Here is an 18983-nt window from a genome sequence, read left to right on the forward strand (position 1 = left end):
GAGGAGAGCGATATGGAAAAGAAACGATTATATCGAAATGAGAAAGGTGGAAAGGTTGGCGGAGTATGCCAAGGATTAGCTGAATACTTTGGAATTGATTCAACCATGGTGCGTGTTGCTTTTCTTTTGTTGTTGTTTCTTCCAGGTCAATTTCCCATTGTTTTGATTTATATTATTCTTTGGGTTGTTCTGCCGGAGAAGAAGAACGTTGTAAAGGTTTACAGCGAAGAAGAAGTTGTTGTTGAAATGAAGAGAGCAAAAGATATTAAGCATGACGAAGAAGAATAAGAGAAAAAATCCTTGGAGAAATCCAAGGATTTTTTATGTGCCGATGATTTTTTATTCTATTGACAGACGGAAAAGGCGAGTGTATACTGTGTATGTAGGTTATATACAGTATATACGAGGAGAAAACAATGAATTTAAGAGATCCCTTATTGGAATTAAGAGGAGTTACTAAGAACTATGAAGGATTTGAATTAAAACCCCTAGATTTGTTTTTGGAACGGGGCTATATTATGGGTTTTATCGGTGAAAATGGGGCTGGAAAAACGACGACAATCAAAAGCATAATGAATTTGATTCAACTTGATGGCGGAGAAATCTTGGTGGATGGATTGGACTCTGTCCAACATGAAAAAGCTGTTAAAGAAAAAATTGGATTTGTTTTTGATGATATGCATTTTTATGAATTTTTAAAAATGGATCAAATGACAGAGATCATTCGAAGGTTTTATCCCCGATGGGATCAAGGACTGTATAAGAAAACCATCAAGCGCTTTGATTTGCCGGCAAACAAGAAAATTAAGGAAATGTCTTCCGGTATGAAGATGAAGTACTGTCTTGCTACCGCCCTTAGCCATGGCGCCGAATTGATTCTTTTGGATGAACCAACCTCTGGATTGGATCCGGTCTTTCGGTCTGAACTTCTTGAAATTTTTCAAGACTTGATATCTTCAGGTGAAAGAAGCATTTTTTTCTCTAGTCATATTACTTCTGATCTTGATCAGGTGGCGGATTATATTAGTTTGATCCATCGGGGACAGCTCATTTTTTCAGAGGATCAAGAGACGATCCGGGACCGATTTCATTTGGTGAAAGGTGGTATTTCGCAGTGGAATCCCTTGGCAGAAAAGGCCTGCTATGGAGTCCGCAAAAATGAAATCTCCTTTTCTGGATTGACATCAGATGTTGCGACAGTGCGTAAGTATATTCCAGGGGACGTTGTGATTGAGCCTGCTAATCTGGAAGAAATTATGATTCATATTGCAAGGGGGGAGAATCATGCGTAATTTAATTATGAAAGATTTTGCCTTGCTTCGTTCTGGTCGACTCTTGTGGATGGGATTGATCTATACAATTTTTATTCTCGTTGATCGTGGGGAGAGTGATGGAATTTTTGGAAGCTCGACTTTCTTTCTGGTTTTTGTCACCTATATCTTTGTTAACTATTTGAACTCCTATGATTATATGTATCATGGAGATCAATTTTTGAACGCTTTTCCCGTTTCACGAAGGGAAGTGGTTGAAAGTCGCTATGCCAGTGTATTACTTTTATCAGGCGGATTCTTTTGCTTGGCCTATGGCTTGAGAGCGGTACTATGGACCTTTGGTTATCCCTATGCCAATGGCATTGTTAGTTTTCCGCAATTAACGATCGTCATCCTTGCAGTGGCATTGTACTATGGATTCTTGCTGCCCTTGTATTTCAAATTTGGATACGAGCGATTACGTTGGCTGAATTTTATTGCCCTGATCACGGTGAGTATTGTATCCTCGGTAATGGGTGTATTGATGATGTCAGTCCCTGTATTCAGGAGTTGGTGGATGCCCCTGACAAGTGCTGGGGTGGGGGCACTGATTATATTTATTTCGATGCGAGCATCGATTAAGAATTACAAAAGTAGGGATTTTTAGATGACTGTGCGCATTGTATTATCCAATCGTTCAGGTGAACCCATTTATCAGCAAATTGTAAATCAATTAAAAGCTCAGATTCTGGAAGGAGAGCTAGGTGCAGGAAAGTCCATTCCTTCCATTCGTGCTTTGGCCAAACTGGTCGGAGTTAGTGTGATCACGACGAAACGGGCTTATGAAGAGTTGGAAAGGGGTGGCTTTATTTATACGCAGCCTGGTAAGGGCAGTTTTGTGGCAGAAATGAATCTTGATTTTGTCAAGGAGAGGAAACTGGCAAGCCTACAGGAGCAACTGGCTGATTTGATGACGGATGCAAAATCCTTGCAGATGTCCTACGAGGAGTTCCAGGAAATGGCTATCGTTCTTTGGGAGGAAAGTTGAGTTTATTTAAGTAAGCCGTTATAATAAGACCTGTCGAAAAGTGAGAGGTGAAAGATATGGCAATAGGTACTATGTTTGTGATTGCGTTGGCGTTGGCGATGGATGCTTTTACGGTTTCTATTTCGTGTGGCGTGTCGAATTTAACAAGATGGACGAAAGAACAGATGAAATTAGCAATCTTTTTTGGCGGTTTTCAGGGGCTGATGCCGATTCTTGGTTATGCGGTTATTCGTTATTTCCAGGTGGACCTTAGTGAAACTGGCGGATTTGTTGCAATGACGCTTTTGGGATTTATTGGTGCAAAAATGATTTGGGAATCTTTTAAGCCAATCCCAAATCGGTGCGATCGAGATGTCTGTATGGAAGAAATGTGCGACCGAGAGTTTTGCTTGAAAACCGGAAAGCCACGGGAATTGCCCCTAAAAGAATTATTAACATTGTCCGTTGCAACAAGTATAGATGCACTGGCAGTGGGGGTGAGTTTTGCTTTGATTGGGAATCGTATTGTACTTCCAGCTTTGATAATTGCCGTGGTAACGGCGATACTTTCTTTTTTTGGAGCGCGATTTGGCTTGCGCTTGGGTGAACGCTTTGGCAAGCTTGCCGAGCGAGTAGGTGGTATGGTTTTGATTGCACTGGGAATTTTAATTATGGTCGGATAAAGGTGTAGGTAACTACATCTTTTTTTTTGACAAATAATTGGCAATAAATTACAACTAGAATGTGGTATAGTTGAAACAAGGAGGAGCCTATGGAGAAAAAAGGTCATTTTACAAAACTATATATGAAACGATTTTTCTCAGGAGTTCTCTTTTTTTTCATGCTGATTTATGGAATTTCATCTTTTGCTTCTTATCAATCGATTCAATACCAGCGCGAGTTGGTAGAAAAAAGACAAGAACAAGCAATTTCCACCTTGCATCGGGAATTGGTTGAAGAGATTCAGAAAGTATCTCATGACTTAGAGCTTTTAACAGAAGATCCTCTTTTTTTGACATTTATTAGCGGAGAAGGGAAAAACCGAGGCGCAATCATTAGTCAGTGGATCGATTTTATGCAAATCAGCGGATCTTATCAGTATATTTCATTTGTGAATTTAGTTGGAGAAGAAGTAGTTCGTGTGAATACCCAGGAGAAAATGGCCTACGGGGTCGCGGATATGCAATTGAAAAATATAGAAAATTCCACTTTTTATATGGAAGCTAGTCAAGTACGGAAAAATTTCGTCTATTTTTCTTCACTCGAAGCGATTGAATCCGATTCTCAAGGGAATGATTTTAATGCTGCTGTTCCGGTTTATGATTTCCACGGCTACAAGCGAGGATTGTTCCAAATGAACTATATGACAGAAATTTTGACTTCTATGATGGATGATCATGCACAGATCTTCGATACACACCTGATGCTGATTCAAGAGGATGGAAAGGTTCTTTGCTCGGATCAGGGAAGTAGTCAACTCCTTCAAGTTGATCCCAATCAGCGAGAAATTTTGTCGATTTTAACTCAGTCAGAAGATTCAGGTCAGTTTGAAACGGTAAATGGACGGTATACCTATGAACGATTAAGTCCAGACTCAATGGGAGAAGAAGCGGGCATCCGGATGTCTCTAAAAGATGAAAAATGGGTCTTGCTTGCACATGCGACACCGAATGACTTTTTTTTCTTAAATGGGATGGAGGATTGGAAAAATGGCTTGCTAATGGGTCTTGAAGATCTTCGACGTTATGGATTAATTGCACTATTAGCAGCATTTTTATTTGCAGAGTTTCGAAGATATCGGCAAGAAAAAGAAGACGCAGCCAAACATTCACAACTTAAAATTGATCAAATATCAATGGAGTATCAGGACTTGATGGATGCTTTGATCGAAATGTTGGAACAGGCATCTATTGTGACTTCGCGCGATCAAGAAAACCATGGCGTTCGAGTTGGAAAATATGCAAAAATGATGGCGGAACATAGTCGATGTACGGATGATTTTGTACAGGAAATTGAGACCTATTCGGTTATTCATGATATTGGAAAGATTGGAATAAAAGCAAGTATTTTATCCAAGGCAGGAACGTTAAACGCTGGGGAATTCAATGAAATTACGCAGCATGTACAAATTGGTTACAATTTGATTAGACATTTGAATTTGGGCAAGGTAGCCGAAAATTTGGTCTTGTACCATCATGAGAGGTGGGATGGAAATGGATACCTTCATGGACTTGAAGCGGATCAGATTCCGCTGGAAGCAAGGATTTTAGCGATTGCAGATTGCTATGATGCCTTGCGGATGGATAAACCGCAACGAAGAGGGTTGGATCATCCAACTGCCATCAAGATTTTGTTGGAGGGGAAGGGAACTAAATACGATCCAGACCTGCTTGAGATTGTTGAAAAACATCAAGGTGAGTTTTATCAAATATTTGAGCGTAATAAATAGCGGCAGAGAATCTGCCGCTATTTTGATAAGTCGATATGACAGTATCCATTTGGGTTCTTTTGCAGATACTTTTGGTGGTATTCTCCTGCATCGTAGAAAACCTTCAGTGCTTCGATTTCGGTGACAATTGGGCGATCAATTTTTTCTTGTTCATGTGCCCGTGACGCTTCTAGAATGGGTAGATCATTTGCATCGATATAATAGATCCCTGTTCGATATTGACTCCCGATATCAGGTCCCTGACGATTCAAGAGCGTTGGGTTAATAATATGCCAGAAGGATTGAAGTAACCTTTCTAAAGATAACACGTTCTCATCATATTCGATCCATACGGCTTCCGTATGCCCGGTTATTCCACTGCAAATTTGCTCGTAACTTGGATTTTCTGTTTGACCATTTGCATAGCCAACCTTAGTGAATATAACACCTGCAAGCTTTTCTAGATAGGCTTCTACACCCCAAAAACAGCCGCCAGCCAGTACAATTTTTTTCATAGAAGCACCTCCTAAACTCATCGTAATGAGATTTCTTATGCCTGTCAAGGAAAACCTTACCATGAATCTTCCGTGAATTTTCTGTTATTTTACTTGATAATCTTTCTCAGTATGGTATGATTACATGCATAAGAACAAAACACGAGCAAGTTGTCTTGATTTGTGAAGGAGTGAAAACGTGCAGCAAGAACTAAAACGATTGAATCAAAAGTACGGAGAAGAATTTGTCGCAATTGCGATGCCAGTAGTCACGAATGATCTATATCAAACGATGAGGGCCATTCCGCATCATCATGAAAGTGTATACGAGCATTGTCTGGATGTTGCCTATTTTGCCTATCGGATTGCAAGAAAACGGAAATGGGATTATGAGTCAACCGTTCGAGGTGCACTTCTGCATGATTTTTATCTGTATAAATTTAAAAGGAAAGCCTTGTATCGATTGATTTACGATGCGCTAAAGCATGCGGCTATACATCCAAGATTGTCTTTAAAAAATGCCTTAGAGCATTTTCAATTAAATGATATGGAACAGGATATTATCAAAAAACACATGTTTCCCTTTGGCATTCCCCGCTATAAAGAAAGTTGGGCTGTAAGCTTGGTTGATAAGGGCCTTGCAGTTATGGAATATGGACAAAGATTAACACGGGGGAAAGTGCGATGGTTGTACTTTTACCAGAAACCTATCTTACAAACGTAAAGATCGCGGAAGCGATCTTTTTTTCATGTCAGAATTCATCAAAAATGCTATACTAAAGAAAGTGAAAACTGGAGGAGAAGCTATGAAGCGATTAGAAGAAATTCAAAAAAAAATGAAGGAAGCGGATCTTTCGGTCTTGGTGATTCCGAGCGCCGATCCGCACCAGAGCGAATATGTGGCACCCTATTGGAAGTCGCGGACTTTTGCAACCGGTTTTACCGGTTCGGCGGGCACGGCCCTTGTCACGCAAGACGAGGGGTATTTATGGACGGATGGGCGTTATTTTATTCAGGCGCAAAAACAGATTCAAGGTACAGGTTTTCAATTGATGAAGATGGGGATCCCAGGATATCCAACGATTACAGAGTGGATTCAAGAACATGTTGAATCGGGTGATCGGATTGGATTTGACGGCCGAGTGGTTTCCTTGGCAACGATGGAAGAATGGGAAAATGCAATTGGAAATAAAGAGGTGGACTTTTCCATAGAAAGAGATTGGATCGATGCCTTATGGGCTGATCGTCCTTCTTTGTCGGAGGCGCCGATATTTGAATTGGAAACAAAGTTTGCCGGTAAAGGACGAGAAGAAAAATTCAATGAAGTGCGAAAACAGATGGCTAGGCATTCGGTGGATGCATACGTGATCTCAAGCTTGGACGATATCGCCTGGTTGACAAATCTTCGGGGAGGAGATGTAGCGCACACGCCGGTCTTTGCATCCTTTTTTATTCTGACACAGGATAAGGCCAGCCTCTATGTGGAGGAAGAAAAAATTTCGAATCAAATCCGTGCAAACCTAGTTGCTGATCAAATCACAATAAAGCCCTATGTCTTATTTTATCAAGAGCTTAGCGAGCTGACAGGTTCTGTCGGATATGATAGCAAACGGACCTCTGTTTTGGCGGGCTCGTTACTCAACGATAAAGTGATGATAAAGCCACTTCAAGAAATAACCATGCGCTTGAAAGCGGTTAAAAATGAAGTGGAATTGAAAAATCTACGGAGCTGTCAGATCGAAGATGGAGCTGCCATGGTGCGATCTCTAAAGCGGATTCGAGAAATGGTTGCATCGACTCAAGAAATAAGCGAACAGACGGTGGATGCAATTTTGATTGAAGAGAGAGGCAAGAGTGAATTTTTCTTGGAGCCGAGCTTTGACACCATTGCCGCCTATCGATCCAATGCGGCGATGATGCATTATCGGGCAACCCCGGAAAATGATACAGAGATTGAAGCAAGGGGATTTTTGCTGATTGATTCGGGTGGTCAATACTTTACGGGTACGACAGACATTACAAGAACACTCGGGTTGGGTGAATTGACAGAAGAAGAGAAAAAAGACTATACCCTGGTGTTGAAGGGGATGATTCAGCTCACCATGGCAAAATTTTTAAAAGGGACATCGGGCCTACAATTGGATCCGATTGCTAGAAGTCCATTGTGGAAAGAAGGCTTGGATTATAAGTGTGGAACAGGTCATGGGGTTGGATATTTACTTGGTGTGCATGAAGGACCGCAAAATTTTTCCAGTCGAAAGGGTGCGGAAACGCCATTGGAATTGGGGATGATTGTCACCAACGAACCTGGGGTGTACAAAGAGGGAAAACATGGAATTCGAACAGAAAACATGTTATCCGTACGGGAAGATAAGCAAACTGCAGATGGTACCTTCTATGGTTTTGAGACCATGACCCTTTGCCCCATCGATAGGCGGCCAATTGAGGTGTCACGCTTATTGGACGAGGAGAAGGCTTGGTTGAATGCATATCATCAGCTGGTTTTTGAAACATTATCTCCCGTATTGAGTAAGGAAGAACAGGCTTTTCTTAAAGAAGAGACAGCTGCTATTTAGGCATAAAGGAGTAGAAATGGCGAAGATTCGAGCAGTATTATTTGATGTGGATGGGGTTTTGATCGATTCGATGCCACAATACACAGAAATTTGGCAGCAGGTATTTTCAGAAGCAGGAGTTGAATTGCCGGGTGAGGTGCTTTATAGAAGAGAGGGAGCCACAAGCCTGGAGACACGGGATTTTTTCAAGTCCTACTCGATGACCAATCATTTGGGTGATCAAAAGATTGATGAAATCGAAGCAAGAAAAAGAATCTTAGTTGAGGAAAAAAAAGAGTGGCCCGATTTGCAAGGTGCATTTGACACCTTAAAAGCAGTAAAAGAAACTGGGGCTAAGGTTGTAGTGGTCACCGGTAGCATGAAGAAAAACTTGCGTGGGAACTTAAGCATGCGATATCCGGGAATGATCGAAGATACTTTGATTCTCACCGGGTATGATTACGAGAATTCAAAGCCCCATCCCGAACCCTACTTGCGGGGCATGAAGTTGGCGGCTTGTCATCCTGATGAAGTGATTGTGGTGGAGAACGCGCCCTTTGGTGTGGAATCTGCCAAGGCCGCAGGGTGCAAATGTTTTGTTGTGAACACGGGAATATTGGACAATAAAGAGCTACTTGAAGCGGGAGCCGATGAGATTTTTAGTGATCATCGAAGTTTAGCAAAGGCTTTAGTCAAAGAAATTGAGAAAAGCGCGTAAGCGCTTTTTTTATTACAAAAAATTCATAAAATTTATTTGAACCTTTTTTACACACAGCCGTCTTAGGGGTGAAGAAACAAGTAAAAGGAGGAAACGATGAAGTTTTTAATCGAGAATAGCTTGCTGTTATTACCACTTTTTGCTCTACAATTGGGCTTGGCTTTGTACTGCATACGAAAGATTTTGAAGAATGGGGTTCGTAATTTGTCTAAACCATTGTGGATTGGTTTGGTTCTGCTTGTCAATCTTGTAGGGCCGCTACTTTTCATGCTGGTCGGTCAAAAGGAGGCATGAGATGATACGTGTCGAACGATTGGAAAAAAATTTTGGATCGTTTCTTGCTTTGAACGAGCTGAGTTTTCATGTTTCGAAAGGGTGCATCCACGGTTTTCTTGGACATAATGGTGCAGGCAAAACAACAACACTAAATATCTTGACAGGATTTTGTCCCTATCTGAAGGGCTCTGTTCAAATCGACGGGATTGAAGTGAAGGGTGCGAAAGATCAGGTGCAAAGAAAAATCGGCTACCTGCCGGAAGCGCCGCAGTTTTATGAATATATGCAAGCGAAGGAGCTGCTAACGTACTTAGGCAGAATTCAAAAATGGACAAAGCGAGAATCCATTCATCGCGCTGAAGAATTGCTTGACTTGGTGGGATTGGAGGATGCAGCAAAGAGAAAAGTGGGGGGATATTCCCGCGGGATGAAACAGCGATTGGGTCTTGCTTGTGCTTTGGTTCATGATCCTGAATTGATTTTATTGGATGAGCCGACTTCTGCTTTGGATCCTGAGGGACGCCGCGAGCTTCTAAATTTAATTCAAGAGTTGAAAGCAAGGGGAAAGACGATCTTGATTTCAACGCATATTCTTTCTGATGTGGAAAGGGTATGCAACAGTGTGACCATGATCAAAGAAGGAAAATGTATTTTGGATTCAGATATCGAGACATTGAAACAGATACAGGGGTCAACCGTTTATCGCATTGAATTTGTCAGAGCAGTCAAGGAAAAGGAACTTCGGCTTTTACGATCCGCTTCATTTGTTTCTGAGTTTTCTTGCCAAGAAGCGCTATGTTTCGTTAAAACCCCAAGTGAAGATCCGGCGGTCAGCCTGCTTCTGGCGCAGATCTTAACGAAGTTGAATCTTCCCTTTCATGCGATTCAGCGCCAGGAGCGAACCCTTGAAGAACTCTATATACGGAGGATGAATGGACATGATTGAGTTGATTTGGAAAGAACATTTGGAAGGTGTGCGACGAAAACAATATATTGCAATTGGTATTTTGCTAATTGGATTTGCACTTTTGTCACCAGTGATGATGAAGGCTTTGCCGCTTCTATTGGAAGCTCAAATGGGAAATCAAGAATTAGCGGCTGCGATCCCTGTGAATCTGCGGGAATCTATGCGCAGTTTTATTAAGAATATTTACCAAATCGGGACTCTTTTGCTTGTGTATTTGGGGGCTAGCCAGGTGGCATACGAACGAAATCAACGTTTGGTCTTTTCCATTCATGCTGGAATTAATATTCAGTCCTTGATTCGAGCAAAGGTTTTGGTTTACGGGTTTGTAATTTTTTTGGTAACGACTTTGGCTACGGTTGCATCAGCGGTATATGGAGCTCTTTTGATACCAGGATCATGGGAATTTTCACAAGCGATTGGTTTGATCGGACTTGAAGTGAGTGGATATTTATTTTTTGCGTATCTAGTCGGTATGTTGGTTGCTACTTGGATTCGCAACAAAATGTTGGCAATGGCTTTGGGCAGCTTGTTTCTGTTTGTATTGGCATGGATGTCCGGGTTCACTACTTTTCAATGGATGCTTCCAACCTACTTGTTGGCGGAAGCGAATTTGTTGATTGGCTATTGGACGAAACCCCTCTTGGGTTGTTTTTTGATAACAGCTGCATGGAGCGGATTGATTATGGAAGCGGCTGGTTGGAAATTGAATCGAACCAATATGACACAAGGGGAGGGGTCATGATGAAGTGGGTAAAGAAAATATGGATTCTCATTTTTCTTGTTCTAGCAATTGGCATGCAGGGAATGGGCAATTTGGAAATTAAAACATCGGATGGAACGCTTCATGGTACCCTGGCAAAGGCCGAGGGACATCCTGGTGAGGTCATTGTGCTGATTGCGGGTTCAGGTCCAACAGATCGTAATGGGAACTCTCTCGTACTCTCTGGCCGTATGGATAGCTTTTTGCAGCTGAGTCGTGCCCTAAACAAAGAGGGCTATTCAGTATTTCGATATGACAAGCGAACGGCGGGTAAGAGTCGTGATTCCTTTGGCAAAGAGAAAGCAATTTTCGACCAGGAGATCAACTTTGATGATTTTGTTGAGGATGCTATACTGGTAGTAGAAACAATGCGGGAAATCGGATATAAAAAGGTTCATTTGATCGGGCATTCCCAGGGGGCTTTACTTGCCCTTCGGGTTGCTCAAACCGGTCTGGTGGATAGCCTCGTTCATTTAAGTGGTCCAGGTGTGCCGATTGATCAGGTTTTCTTGCGTCAGCTGGAGAGTCTGCCGAAAGACTTGTACAAAGAAGCGGAACAGGCATTTAAAAAGATGCGAAAGGGTGAAGACATTGGTGTGGTTTCTCAAGAGCTGGAGCCGTATTTTTCGGACCAAACCATCCCCTTTTTGTTGAATTGGATGCAGTATGATCCGGTGGAAGAGGCTATATTGGTGGACGTCCCGCTCTACTTTGTTGGCGGAGATGCTGATACCCAGGTTTTGGGATCGAATTTGAAGATATTTGAAGAAAAAATCCCAGGTGCGCAGAGTAAATTGATTCCGAATATGAATCATGTACTGAAGCGAGTGGAATCGGAAAGAGAGAATCAGCAGTCTTATCAGGATCCGTCCTATCCTTTGGATCCGATCTTGGTAGAGTCGATCACCGGATTTCTGAATCGCACATGAGAGAGGAGGGTGAATTGCGCGAAGAAATTTTACTTGAACGGGCAAGGCGCGGTGACGACGCAGCCATGTCTCAATTGATGCGCGACAATTACGCCCTTGTTTACGGATATTTGCATAAGGTGACAAGGGATTCTGAAATTGCAAAGGATGTGACCCAGGAAGCTATGACTCGAGCCTTGGTTTCCATTGAAAAGTTTCGGGGAGAGTCAAAGTTTTCCAGCTGGTTGATTCAAATTGCCTATCACGCTTATGTGGATGAGCAGCGAAAATGGAAGAATCGAACGGTTCATCGGGAAATTGAACAGGTTGCCGTGGCTCTAACGGAAGAAGAAGCCATACGTCATGAACAGATTCGTCAGATCCATTCTGCCTTGGCGGAAATACCAGAGCCGGATCGAAGTATTTTTGTGTTAAAGCATGAGCAGGGATATACATACAAAGAGTTGGCGAATCTCTTTCAGTTGAAAGAGGGCACGATTCGTTCGAAATTGCATTACATCATTAAGAAAATCCAAAGGAAAGTGAGGGAAACCGATGAAAAGTTGTCATGAATTTGAAATGGAAATCATGGATGCAGCATTTGGGGAAAATACCATGTCTATTGAATGTCAGGCCCATCTTGCGACCTGTCAAGCGTGTCAAAGTTTCTATAGAAGTCTGTCGGCCTTGCCGGATCCTTTGATTGAAGAATGTGCAGTGGACGAATATGTGGTTGGCCAAGCCGTAAAGGCAGCCATGGAAATTCAAAAAAAGAAAAATGAGTTCGAGCGAAGGATTTTTCTGATTGCAAGTCTTGCTATAATGGGTTTTTGCCTTGCGCTTGCCCATAACGGATTTGGACTGCTCCTTAGAAATCTCTATCTGGTAATCTATATGATTGGCCCTTTGGCATTGCCAATCATCATTTGGAAACGACAGATGGGAGGGCATGAACATGCGTGATTTATTTTTAGGAGACCAGCCATATGGCTGGTTTGCAGTTATAGGGATTGCCTTGGTGATTCAGGCAAATTGGGTTTTTCATGATGCGGAAAAACGGGGAGAAAACAAGTGGTTATGGGGTGGCTTTGCTTTGCTGAATATCCCGTCCAATTTATTGATCTATCTCTTGGTAACAAGGCGTTTGGGCAAGCGGCATGCCTGTTTGAAATGTGGTACGAAGATTTTAAATCAGCACCATTACTGCCCTGTTTGTGGGGAGGAACAAAAAGAAGCGTGAGGAAGGCGCTTCTTTTTTTAATGGGAGTGTGGTAGATTGAATAAAGAGAGAAAGTGAGGGGAAAATGGAATATAATACAGATCAAAAAAGAGCAATTCAAACGATCGCAGATCCCTTGCTGGTTTTGGCTCCGGCGGGCAGTGGAAAGACGGCAGTTTTGGTCGCACGGGTGGAGCAGGCAATCAATGCAGGAATTCCTGCGACTGAGATTCTTTGCGTCACCTTCACCAATAAGGCGGCCAATGAGATGAAAAATCGAATGAGTGGTAGAGATACTCGTGGCGTGACTGTCAAGACCTTTCATGGGCTATGCGTGCAGATTTTGCGTCAAGAGATTCACCGATTGGGCCATGCATCGGAATTTGGAATTTTAGATGAAGAGGATGTAAAAGAGATCGCCATGGAGATTCTTCGCGCTGAGGAATTTAAGACATGCAAATGGTCTAAGAGGACCATCTATTTTTTGATTGAACAGATGAAAAAGAAGGCATTAGAACCGGATTTGCCCTGGCCGGATGGGATTAATCCCGAGCTTGGTGCAAAATTTATTCAAATTTATAATGAAAGGATTTTTGATCAGCGAAGTTTGGATTTCACCGATTTGATGGTGATGACCCATCGGATTTTCCGCCAATTTCCTGAGGCGGTTTCAACTTGGCAGAAACGATTCACCTGGATTCAAGTGGACGAGGTGCAGGATACAGCCTTGCAGGAGTATGAGATTCTGAAAGCCTTGGCTGCACCAGAGGATCGCCTTGCATTATTTGGCGATTTTGATCAAACCATCTATAGTTTTCGAGGGTCTAAGCCAGCTGTTTTGTTGGATCGGTTTCGAAATGATTTTCAGCCGATTGAGGAGATTCACTTTGTCCAAAATTACCGATCGACTGAGGCCATTCTTCAAGCCTCTCAAGGTGTGATTGCAAAGTTGGAAAACCGAGAGATGCAAGAAATGAAAGGGATGCTTGGCGAAGATGGAGCACCGGTGTTTGTAGGTTCTTTTGAAAACAAAGAAGCGGAGTATCGATATCTTGCACAGAGTATATTGGCTTTACATAAGAAATACGGGATTCACTATCGGAATTTTGGCGTTTTGGCGCGAACCAATTGGGTGTGCAAAGAGATCTCTCAGGTCTTTAATCAAGCGGAAATCCCCCATTACACCATCGAAGAATTTAAATTTTTTAGGCGCGCCGAAGTAAAAGATGCCTTGGCATGGCTGCAACTTGTCGTCAATCCTTGGGATCTTTCTGCTTTTAAGCGATTGGCAAAGAAAGACATTGCAGGGGTCGGCGAAGCACGGATGCAGCAGGTACTCCGTTTGGAATCGAAGATCGGTCTTCGATTGACGGATTTTGCAGATGAATCAACAATTGAAAATCATGATCCCTATGGTGCCTTGCGTGAGGCCTTGTCGCAGGGAAAGTTGATCATTTTTGATGTGGAAGCAACAGGATTGGATACGGCCCGGGATGAAATTCTGGAATTGGCGGGAATGAAGGTCGATGCCTTTGGAGCCATCAGTACCTTTCACCGGTATTTGCGCCCAAGCCGGCCTGTGGGGGCTAGCGAAGAGGTCCATGGTCTATCGGATGCCTTTTTAATGGAAGTGGGCGAGGAGCCGCGTGAGGTGATTCAGGACTTCATGGACTTTTCGAAGGGATGTATCTGGATGGGGCACAATGTGGGCTATGACCGTGCCATTGTAGAGAGTCATGTAGAGCGATTTAAGATAACAAATACGCTGCCCTATGCATATGACACCCTAGATATGAGCCGGCGATTCTTTCCGAACTTGGGGCGCTATACCTTAAGCAATCTATACGAGGTGTTTGATATTCAAGTAAAACCGACGCATCGAGCGATTGATGATGTAGGGGCAACGGTGGAATTGTTTCGTCATCTATGGGAGGCTGTGGATCAGTATCGCTTGCTCCGTGTTGATGCAGTGGATCAAATGGGCCATCTTTTTGAAAAATTTGCTCGACAAATGACAGAGTTTCGTGCGGATGCACGAAAATTACGGCCGGCCTTGCTTTTCGAGAAGATTCTTGAAGAAACGGGAGTTCGAGACCGATGGATCCGGAGACCGGATGGGAAACGGCGGGAAGAAAACCTACTGGAATTATTGAGGTGGATGCAAGCGTTTGACGATGAAGAATTATCGCCAATGGATGCCCTCCGTGAGTTGATGGTCATTGCCGCCCTAGGGAATGAGACGGACCGGTATCGCACGAGCGAAGACCGGGTTGCTGTGATGACTGTACATCAGGCAAAAGGCTTGGAGTTTGATACGGTTTTTCTAGCGGGAGCCAGGGAAGGTATTTTTCCGAGTGCGAGAAGCATGGACCCCGCTGCAATTGATGAAGAAAGGCGGTTGTTTTTTGTCGCTATGACCCGGGCAAAAAAAAGACTGGCGATTACGTCTCATCGGGTAGACAATCGGGGACAGTTTTCCCATGAAAGTCGAATGATTGGCGATATTCCACAAAAGTGGATTCGACGCTATCAAAAATAGGCCAGAAGAAGACTGAAAATAGAACAGGTAGAATCCAATGGATTCTACCTGTTTTTGATTTTCTCTTTTACAATACCTTTGCGGTAAGCGGCTACCAACATTTCTAGGTTGTTAATTTGACGGCGCAAATCTCGTCCGATATCGGTATCTTTGACTCGCTTTCGTTCCACTGTTTTTTCAATTACCCGAACTGTAGATCGTATGTCATGGCCTTCTTGAATGGCTTTCTCAATCGATTCGAAGGGTTCGTGGGCCGCTAATTGCAAACCGTAGGAATTGTAAATTAGGGTGTAACCGGCAATCCCGGTGGTCTTTCGATAGGATTTTGAAAAACCGCCATCAATAACCAAGAGACGTCCTTTCGCTCGAATAGGGCTTTCTCCCTTTAAAATTTGAACCGGTACATGACCATTGATAATATGTCCTTCACCGGGATCTAAATCAAATTCTTGAAGAATTTTCATTGCATTTTCTTCTTGGTTGACCAATTGAAAATACGGGGTGAAGATTTCTTGATGTGCTTGAGCTTGATCGATTAAATATCGTTCAAAGGTAGCCATTTTATTCTTCCCAAAAATTGGAGAGTAGCGATGACACCACAAAAACCAAAGAAAATCAGTATCTACATGATTGCGGCGATTGTCAAAATACGCTTCTCGTGCCAGGCGATCGAATAAGTCCATCAATGACTTGCCAGAATAGATTTCTCCTTCATAGGTAAAACTTTGAAAGGAACCCGTCTCGTCCATGGGTATGGAAGCATGGTACAAGAGATTTCCATTATAGGATTGATAGAGACTCCCTTTTGCGTAAAGAAATTCAATGTGGCGTTGCAGTTTTTCACTTTTTTTAAAGGAACGACGCAGCTTCTCGATGACTTGTCTTTCTGCTTTGGTCAGTTCGTCTGGATTTTCTTTATTTAAAGTGGGAAAGAGGCAATCATTTAATGGATAAGACTCGCCTTCAATCATAATTGTTTTTGATTCGAAGTCAACGGATCGAAGCAATTGCCGATCCTTCATTTCATATTCAGGATGTCGATCGATCAGTTCATCTTCTAGTTTGAATTGGATCACGGTAATTGCTTTGTGCATTTTCGACAAAAGAATTCGATCGGAATCGGACATATAACTGGTTTCCGCTATCTTCGGTAGAAATTGCTTGCAGGGATCATCCTTATAGGTCTCCATGGCGAAGGTTGCCAAGGGGAGAAGGTTGATGCCATACCCATCTTCCAGAATAGACATATTGGCATAGCGCAGGCAGTTGCGAATGGCGTTAGACATACAAGCGGCATTTCCTGCTGCTGCACCCATCCAAAGAATGTCGTGGTTGCCCCATTGAATATCCAGGGAATGATACTCCATCAATAAGTCCATGGCGAGGTGGGCTTCCGGACCCCGGTCATAGATATCGCCGACAATATGTAAGTGATCAATAGTCAATCGTTGAATCACCTTGGCTAAGGCAATAATGAAGCTGTCTGATCGGTCTAAATCGACAATGGTGTCGATGATTTTGTTGTAGTATTCTTTTTTGTTGAATCGCTCTTCGTCTTCGTGAAGAAGTTCTTCCAAGACATAGGCAAAGTCTTTTGGGAGGGTTTTTCTCACCTTGGACCGTGTGTATTTAGAGGAGGCGACTCTGCAAATTTGCACCAATCGATAGATGGTGATTCGATACCAGTCTTCCATACGATCTGTGGTATGTCGAATGACGCTCAATCGTTCTTCTGGATAGTAAATTAAGGTTGCTAATTCCTTGATATCCGCTGAAGAGAGGGTTTTACCGAAAACATCGGTGATTTTACGTTTGATCACTCCGGAGCCGTTTCGAAGCACGTGGTTTAGGGCTCGAAATTCTCCATGAATATCAGTAAGAAAGTGCTCAGTTCCCTTGGGAAGATTTAGAATTGCTCGTAAATTGATGACTTCTGAGGAGGCAGTTGCGACATTTGGGAAGCGTTGTGACAACAATTCCAGGTATTCGTTATGTTGCTTTAATTCCTTTGAATGATAGGTACGCATCAAATTCTCCTTTCGAAATTTCAATGTAATCGTACCGGAATTTACTTATAAATGCAACAAAAAAAGCAGAAATTTCTGCTTTTTTTGTTGTTTTGTCTATTTCTTTAATTTTATTATGCTAATCCAATTAAGTTTTCTAAATCGTCTTCTACGGTTGAGATACCAGCGATACCGAAGTTTTCAACCAATACATTTACAATGTTTGGTGACAAGAAGGCTGGAAGTGTTGGTCCTAAGTGGATGTCCTTCACACCGAGGGCTAACAAGGCCAACAATACGATAACGGCTTTTTGCTCGTACCATGCGATATTGTATACGATTGGTAATTCATTGATATCTTCTAATTCAAAGACTTCTTGCAATTTCATAGCAATGACGGCTAGTGAATAGGAATCGTTGCATTGTCCAGCATCTAAAACACGAGGAATGCCGCCGATATCGCCCAATTGCAATTTGTTATATCGATATTTTGCACAACCAGCAGTTAAGATGACGGTGTCATTTGGCAATTCTTTTGCAAAATCAGTGTAGTAGTTTCGTGATTTCATGCGTGCATCACAGCCTGCCATAACAACAAACTTTCGAATGGCACCAGATTTTACCGCATCTACGACTTTATCAGCCAAGGCAAGTACCTGGGCATGTGCGAATCCGCCGACAATTTCACCGGTTTCAATTTCTGTTGGTGCTGCACATTTTTTTGCATGCTCGATAATGGCTGAGAAATCTTTCATCTCTTTTTCGCCGCGATCAGCGATGTGAGGGAATCCTTTGAATCCAGATTCGCCAGTTGTGTATACACGATCCGCATAGCTTTCGGCCGGTGGAACGATACAGTTGGTTGTGAAAAGAACGGGTCCGTTGAAGGATTCAAATTCTTCTTTTTGTTTCCACCATGCATTTCCGTAGTTTCCAACAAAGTGATCATACTTTTTAAAAGCAGGATAGTAGTTTGCTGGAAGCATTTCGCTATGGGTGTAAACATCAACACCAGTACCCTCGGTTTGTTTTAAGAGATCTTCCATATCTCGAAGGTCGTGACCGCTGATTAGGATGCCTGGGCGTGTGCCGACGCCAATGTTGACGCTGGTAATTTCAGGATTTCCGTAAGTTGAGGTATTGGCTTCATCCAATAAAGCCATTGTTTTCACACCAAAACTTCCCGTTTCTAAGACAAGAGCAGTCAACTCATCGGCAGTTAAGCTATCGTCCAATGTTTTAACCAAAGCTCCCTCGATAAAATCAAAGATAGCTTGATCTTCAAATTTTAGGTTATAGGCATGCTCAGCGTAAGCAGCCATTCCTTTTAATCCGTAAATGGTTAACTCACGAAGCGAACGAACATCTTCGTTTTCAGTGGCTAGTACGCCAACTGTTGCTCCTTTAGCCAGCATTTCTTCTTCTGAGTTCACATTCCATTGCATGCGGCCAGTGACTTCAGTTGGATAGCTGTTGGCAGCTAGCAATTCGTCACGCATGGCAATGCCTTCTTTAATGCGTGCAACAAATACATCTCGATTGAAATTGGCATTGGTAATCGTTGCAAAAAGTGATTTTACTACGTAAAGATCAATTCTTCGGTCGCCCTTGCCTGCGCTTTTATTCTCTTGATTTAAGAGAGAAAGTTCCTTGGAGATATAGAGCAATAAATCTTGAAGAATTGCAACGTCATCTGTTTTTCCACAAACCCCTTTAACGGTACATCCTGTTCCCTTTGCTGCTTCTTGACATTGATAACAAAACATTGACATAATTGTCCTCCTTATTTTCTTCCTTATATGAATACCCAATCGCATGAGTCTTTGTTGATGGCTT

At 42.6% G+C, this 18983-nt stretch carries 20 protein-coding genes; 17 read left to right on the forward strand and 3 right to left on the reverse strand.

Annotation, left to right across the window (positions count from 1 at the left end; genetic code table 11):
• The first annotated feature begins 12 nt into the window (after nucleotides 1-12).
• The 6 genes from AC25CA_RS04445 to AC25CA_RS04470 all read left to right on the forward strand — a co-directional run bounded on the left by AC25CA_RS04445 (nucleotide 13) and on the right by AC25CA_RS04470 (nucleotide 4726).
• A complete protein-coding gene (locus tag AC25CA_RS04445) occupies nucleotides 13-288 on the forward strand; it encodes a PspC domain-containing protein (protein ID WP_486815843.1) in 276 nt (91 codons plus the stop codon).
• A 128-nt stretch (nucleotides 289-416) separates the two neighbouring features.
• Nucleotides 417-1292 (forward strand): ABC transporter ATP-binding protein, encoded by an 876-nt coding sequence (locus tag AC25CA_RS04450; RefSeq protein ID WP_486815844.1) that lies wholly within the window; start codon nucleotides 417-419, stop codon nucleotides 1290-1292.
• A complete protein-coding gene (locus AC25CA_RS04455) occupies nucleotides 1285-1917 on the forward strand; it encodes an ABC-2 transporter permease (RefSeq protein ID WP_486815845.1) in 633 nt (210 codons plus the stop codon). Before AC25CA_RS04450 ends, AC25CA_RS04455 begins: the two co-directional genes overlap by 8 nt.
• Nucleotides 1918-2298, forward strand: coding sequence for a GntR family transcriptional regulator (locus AC25CA_RS04460; protein ID WP_486815846.1), 381 nt, complete (start codon nucleotides 1918-1920; stop codon nucleotides 2296-2298).
• 56 nt (nucleotides 2299-2354) lie between these two features.
• Nucleotides 2355-2960 carry a manganese efflux pump MntP gene (locus AC25CA_RS04465; protein ID WP_486815847.1) on the forward strand — a complete coding sequence of 202 codons (606 nt, stop codon included), beginning with the start codon at nucleotides 2355-2357 and terminating at the stop codon, nucleotides 2958-2960.
• Nucleotides 2961-3049: 89 nt separating this feature from the next.
• Entirely contained in the window at nucleotides 3050-4726 is a 1677-nt protein-coding gene (locus tag AC25CA_RS04470) for an HD domain-containing phosphohydrolase (RefSeq protein ID WP_486815848.1), read from the forward strand.
• A 17-nt stretch (nucleotides 4727-4743) separates the two neighbouring features.
• Here AC25CA_RS04470 and msrA read toward each other — a convergent pair whose 3' ends face one another.
• The gene (msrA, locus tag AC25CA_RS04475) at nucleotides 4744-5220 is read right to left on the reverse strand and encodes a peptide-methionine (S)-S-oxide reductase MsrA (RefSeq protein WP_486815849.1); all 477 of its coding nucleotides are present in this window, start codon (nucleotides 5218-5220) and stop codon (nucleotides 4744-4746) included.
• A gap of 178 nt (nucleotides 5221-5398) precedes the next feature.
• Between msrA and AC25CA_RS04480 the strand changes: the two genes are divergently transcribed.
• The 11 genes from AC25CA_RS04480 to AC25CA_RS04530 all read left to right on the forward strand — a co-directional run bounded on the left by AC25CA_RS04480 (nucleotide 5399) and on the right by AC25CA_RS04530 (nucleotide 15141).
• Nucleotides 5399-5923: an HD domain-containing protein gene (locus tag AC25CA_RS04480; protein ID WP_486815850.1), complete on the forward strand. Its 525-nt coding sequence runs from the start codon at nucleotides 5399-5401 to the stop codon at nucleotides 5921-5923.
• An 82-nt stretch (nucleotides 5924-6005) separates the two neighbouring features.
• On the forward strand, nucleotides 6006-7775 hold the full coding sequence (locus AC25CA_RS04485; RefSeq protein WP_486815851.1) for an aminopeptidase P family protein: 1770 nt from the start codon (nucleotides 6006-6008) through the stop codon (nucleotides 7773-7775).
• A 16-nt stretch (nucleotides 7776-7791) separates the two neighbouring features.
• Complete coding sequence (locus AC25CA_RS04490; protein WP_486815852.1) at nucleotides 7792-8472, forward strand: HAD family hydrolase; 681 nt, start codon at nucleotides 7792-7794, stop codon at nucleotides 8470-8472.
• A gap of 96 nt (nucleotides 8473-8568) precedes the next feature.
• The gene (locus AC25CA_RS04495; RefSeq protein WP_486815853.1) at nucleotides 8569-8766 is read left to right on the forward strand and encodes a PLD nuclease N-terminal domain-containing protein; all 198 of its coding nucleotides are present in this window, start codon (nucleotides 8569-8571) and stop codon (nucleotides 8764-8766) included.
• A 1-nt stretch (nucleotide 8767) separates the two neighbouring features.
• Entirely contained in the window at nucleotides 8768-9694 is a 927-nt protein-coding gene (locus tag AC25CA_RS04500) for an ABC transporter ATP-binding protein (RefSeq protein WP_486815854.1), read from the forward strand.
• Complete coding sequence (locus AC25CA_RS04505; protein WP_486815855.1) at nucleotides 9687-10457, forward strand: hypothetical protein; 771 nt, start codon at nucleotides 9687-9689, stop codon at nucleotides 10455-10457. Before AC25CA_RS04500 ends, AC25CA_RS04505 begins: the two co-directional genes overlap by 8 nt.
• Nucleotides 10454-11404, forward strand: coding sequence for an alpha/beta hydrolase (locus AC25CA_RS04510; RefSeq protein ID WP_486815856.1), 951 nt, complete (start codon nucleotides 10454-10456; stop codon nucleotides 11402-11404). Before AC25CA_RS04505 ends, AC25CA_RS04510 begins: the two co-directional genes overlap by 4 nt.
• Nucleotides 11405-11418: 14 nt before the next feature.
• A complete protein-coding gene (locus tag AC25CA_RS04515) occupies nucleotides 11419-11955 on the forward strand; it encodes a sigma-70 family RNA polymerase sigma factor (RefSeq protein WP_486815857.1) in 537 nt (178 codons plus the stop codon).
• Nucleotides 11939-12346 carry an anti-sigma factor gene (locus tag AC25CA_RS04520; protein ID WP_486815858.1) on the forward strand — a complete coding sequence of 136 codons (408 nt, stop codon included), beginning with the start codon at nucleotides 11939-11941 and terminating at the stop codon, nucleotides 12344-12346. Before AC25CA_RS04515 ends, AC25CA_RS04520 begins: the two co-directional genes overlap by 17 nt.
• Nucleotides 12339-12623 carry a hypothetical protein gene (locus AC25CA_RS04525; protein WP_486815859.1) on the forward strand — a complete coding sequence of 95 codons (285 nt, stop codon included), beginning with the start codon at nucleotides 12339-12341 and terminating at the stop codon, nucleotides 12621-12623. The genes AC25CA_RS04520 and AC25CA_RS04525 overlap by 8 nt, the downstream gene beginning before the upstream one ends.
• Before the next feature lie 64 nt (nucleotides 12624-12687).
• Nucleotides 12688-15141 (forward strand): 3'-5' exonuclease, encoded by a 2454-nt coding sequence (locus AC25CA_RS04530; RefSeq protein WP_486815860.1) that lies wholly within the window; start codon nucleotides 12688-12690, stop codon nucleotides 15139-15141.
• 44 nt (nucleotides 15142-15185) lie between these two features.
• Here AC25CA_RS04530 and AC25CA_RS04535 read toward each other — a convergent pair whose 3' ends face one another.
• Together AC25CA_RS04535 and hcp are read right to left on the reverse strand one after the other, a co-directional pair.
• The gene (locus AC25CA_RS04535; RefSeq protein ID WP_486815861.1) at nucleotides 15186-17168 is read right to left on the reverse strand and encodes a fructose-1,6-bisphosphatase; all 1983 of its coding nucleotides are present in this window, start codon (nucleotides 17166-17168) and stop codon (nucleotides 15186-15188) included.
• A 113-nt stretch (nucleotides 17169-17281) separates the two neighbouring features.
• Complete coding sequence (hcp, locus tag AC25CA_RS04540) at nucleotides 17282-18919, reverse strand: hydroxylamine reductase (RefSeq protein WP_486815862.1); 1638 nt, start codon at nucleotides 18917-18919, stop codon at nucleotides 17282-17284.
• Nucleotides 18920-18983: the final 64 nt, after the last annotated feature.

This window comes from Gottschalkiaceae bacterium SANA (genome assembly GCA_036323355.1).
Lineage (GTDB): Bacteria > Bacillota > Clostridia > Tissierellales > GPF-1 > GPF-1.